The organism is Armatimonas sp. (assembly GCF_043760365.1).
Classification (GTDB): domain Bacteria; phylum Armatimonadota; class Armatimonadia; order Armatimonadales; family Armatimonadaceae; genus Armatimonas.
Window position 1 is genome coordinate 1 of the sequence record NZ_JAYUPA010000683.1, and the last position, 3,846, is coordinate 3,846.

Sequence of the window (3,846 nt, forward strand, 5' to 3'; positions counted from 1 at the left end):
GTTTCCTCCTAGAATTAACGCGCTCTACTCATAGCGTAGCGCATTAATAGGATCAAGCTTTGAGGCGCGTACGGCAGGGTAGATGCCAAAGAACATCCCCACAGTCACAGCGAACCCGAAGCCCAGACCCGCAGCCCAGAGTGGGACGAACGTGGGAAGTTGATCTTTCATGGCCAGACCAATCAGCGCGGAGATGCCATAGCCAAACGCGACTCCAAGTAGGCCCCCAAACCCTGATACCGTCATGCTCTCCGTGACGAATTGTAGGAGAATATCGGCGCGTTTGGCTCCCACCGCCTTGCGAATCCCAATTTCCTTGGTGCGCTCCGTGACCGAGACCAGCATGATATTCATGATCCCAATCCCCCCCACGAGTAGGGAAAGAAACCCGACACCGCCTAGCACGATCTGGAAAACCATCAGCACTTGATCCAGGCGCTTGAGGAGTCCTTCTTGTGTGTCAATGATAAAGTCTTGCGCCTGCTCGGGATGCCGCGCCTTAAGGATAGCAAATATCTGATCCGCAGCAGCCTCCGCCGTGCCGTCCCCCTTGGAGCGTGCAGAGAGCATCGCAACGATACGGCTGCCGCTGAAGCGCTTCTGCATCGTACTGAAAGGGATCAGTATCTGTTCATCAGGAGAGCCATCACCAAAGTTATTGTTGCCCTTGTACTCCAGCACTCCGACAATCGTGAGTGGCAAGCGCGCCTGCCCAATGCTCACGGTGATTACCTGTCCGAGCACCTCTTCGTCGTTTTCGAAGAGAGTCTTTTTTACTTTATCCCCAATCACGCAGACTTTAGCCCAGGTTTGCTGATCATCAATGCCCAGCAGACGTCCCTGCGCAATCTGTAGCTCATTGGCTTGCTGCGCGGCAACGGCATCGAGTGCTCCTCTAAGGTTGAGGCCACTTCCCAGGAAGAAGCGCCCCTGCTCCATTTTTATCGGATTTACCGAAAGATAATCACCGGTAGCACCAACGGCCTTGGCATTGAAATCCTTCTTGCCTCTTACCACTTTAGCCGGACCGTCCAGCCGGGGGACTATGGTTTCAATGAGTGTGGCGCGGCGCTCTATCGCCGCCACATCATCCATGGTTAGCCCCTCGAACTTACCCAGGTTACGTTTCTCACGCTTAGGGGCATAGAAAGCGAACACCACATTGGTGCCATTTTCATTGAAGTCTTTGACAACTTTCTGGCGCGCTCCCTGGATGATGGAGATCATAATGATCACCGCACCAACCCCAATAATCACGCCCAGCATCGTCAGCAGGGAACGAAGCTTATTGGCGACCAGCGCCGTTATTGCCACACGGAGAGATTCTAAAAAGTGCACATCATCTGAGACAAGAAAATCACACCGATAGTTACGTCAGACTTTGGGATCCTGGGCATCCTTCATCTCAGTATAGAACTCATTCAAGAGGGTTCGGGCACGCACGCCACCCGCGACCTCCCCGGTCTCCAAAAAACCTTGCAGGCTTCCCAGTGCCTGTGAGAGCAGGTTGGCAGCCAGAACTCTCCGGTTGTGTGCCCTCTTGACAATATCAGCAACAGTTTCGACGGGTGGCGCGGCTGTTAGCAGCTCGGCAAGTAACTTCGCGCGACCTGCCTGCGTGGTCGCGGCCTTGTAGAAAACCTCTCGGCTGATCTTATTCTCTTCCCAGGCGGCTCGGTTCTGCACCATGCGTCCAGCTAGCCCGTTTGCGGTATCTACAAAGATCAGAGTCGCCATGAGATGGCGTACGGAAGGGACACTACTGCGGGCTTCCTTGATCGCATCCTCCAGTGCTCCCCGCGCCAGAAGCAAGCGTGCCAGACCCTGCCCCGCCTCCACACTGTCAGGATCCCGCTCCCGAATCAGTCGGTACTGGATCTCGGCAGCTTCGTTCTGCCCTCGGTTCAACAACAGCTCCGTCAATCCTAAGCGCGCTTCCGTGCTAGCGGGATTCTCGGCCAGGAGCTGATTAAAAAGCTGTGTCGCTCCTTCAAGATCACCATCTTCCACGAGAGAGTGTGCCAAAAGCCGAGTGAGCTCCGCACGCTGCTCTGGCGTAGTCGCCTCCGCTAGTTTCAGAGCACGACGTACCTCGCTGGCTGCCTCACCCGGTCGTCGTGCCTGGAGATAGGCTCGGGACAATAACAGACGGGGAGTGGCAGAGCGAGGCTGATAGTTCACTGCCTGCCGGAGAAGAACAATAGCGGCGGGCACCTTGTCATGACTCAGAAGATCCATCCCCTCCTTCTGCAGACGCGCTGACTCCGCATCAAAATCAGTAGCGGGCACTTCAACCACAGGGGGCTTTGGGACATTTGGAGGCGGAAGGAGAGAAGGGTCCACAGCGTTACGGCTAAACTCACGTAGCGGTCCCCCTAGAAACCGATAGACAAGTGTACGAGCAGCACTCTGCATTCCATTGGGAATACTCCCCACGGGCCGACGACTACCCTCGTTGGCCGCAGCCATGGCAATCTTATCTTGCCACCGTCGCCCCGCCTTTGCTCCTGGCTTGATCTCAATCGCCTCCAGCTCTAGCGTCGGTGCCGTGGGCATTCCCGGTGTTGTCAGATTAACCTGTTCCAGCGGCTTTTGTCCCTGCGTCTCGGCAATTTTCTTTTCTTTTCCGGTAAGCTCGGGAACTTTCACAGGTTTAGCCGTCTGTGGTTGATCCACGGAGAGGCGCGAGAAGACCGTCAGTATGTAGTGTGCCCCGACCTGCGCCCCAATCTTAAGCCGAATCGCTTCATCCGGTTCAGTGCCAGGAACCAGCTTTATTTTTGCACTCTCCAGAGCTTTTTTAAAGTAGGTATCGTTGCTATCGTAGAGAAGAGTAACAACAACTTTTTCTTCCTCAAGCTGATTTCGCACCGCGAGAGCCGCCAAGTTGATCCGATCCCCATCAAGAAGCCCATCGGGGCCAGCTTTTTCCTGGGTCACCACAGAAAGTCGTCCTAACGACGTTGGAAAGATCAAGATCAGTGGGCGCGGCTGCACAGCAGCAACGGGCAGCGTGGCAAACCCTAAGCTACCCAGTAAAAACAAACGTCGTTTCATAAATTGCCTAATACATCCAGAGCGGCACGGCATGCTGCGACCCCACGGCTTGCCTGATCCACGCTCCGCCCTGCTTGTACCTGTGCTTCAAAGGCAGAAATTGCCTGCTGGTACGCCGCCCGAGCGGGTGCTTTCTCCCCAAGCCGCTGATGGCAGAGCGCAATGCCTTGCTGCACTTCGCCCACAGCAGCTCCTGCGGAGAGTGCCTCACGGAACGAGGTGAGCGCCTCTCGGTACTTCCCTGAAACCTGCAAGGTTTGTGCCCGGAGCAAAGGATCACTGCCACGCACTACCGTATCGCCGTCCCGCGTGGAGGTTCGCCCACCGCCGCCTGGGGGTGCAGTGTGCTCACGGACACGGATATAGCCAGAGTTTTCCGCAGGTGGCTCACCGGTGTTCCCCGGATTGGATGCCGGGATACTAGGATTAGGATTGGCAGGGGGAGGCCCCGCAGGAATAGGATCGGGATTTCCCTGCACACCGCCCAGAGGAGGCAAGCCCCCCCCATTCCGCCGGGGAAAGCCACCGTTTTCCGGCACGGGCATGGGCTGAACACTCCCTCCTTGACTCAGACTCGAACCAGGGTGACTCAGACTCGAACCAGGGTTTACGTCGCGAGGGTTCGGCAAGATAGGACTTCCTGAAGGACGACCCACACGGGGTTCCGACGAATACGTTGCGCTCTCACGGGGAAAGGGTGTCGCATTCCGCAGAGGCTTAAACGGATCCCGGTAGACCTGTGAGGGAACCTGGGGCGGCGAGAGTGGGCCGACGCCACCTGGTTGTGCT

The 3,846-nt window shown here is 56.5% G+C and carries 2 protein-coding genes and 1 pseudogene; all 3 read right to left on the bottom strand.

The window, feature by feature from the left end; genetic code table 11:
* Positions 1-24: 24 nt before the first annotated feature.
* Complete coding sequence (locus ACH2EH_RS15910) at positions 25-1,314, bottom strand: ABC transporter permease (protein ID WP_395143075.1); 1,290 nt, start codon at positions 1,312-1,314, stop codon at positions 25-27.
* 60 nt (positions 1,315-1,374) lie between these two features.
* Positions 1,375-3,057 carry a tetratricopeptide repeat protein gene (locus ACH2EH_RS15915; protein WP_395143077.1) on the bottom strand — a complete coding sequence of 561 codons (1,683 nt, stop codon included), beginning with the start codon at positions 3,055-3,057 and terminating at the stop codon, positions 1,375-1,377.
* Positions 3,054-3,846: pseudogene (locus ACH2EH_RS15920) on the bottom strand (hypothetical protein); the annotation flags it as partial. The gene ACH2EH_RS15915 and the pseudogene ACH2EH_RS15920, both read right to left, overlap by 4 nt.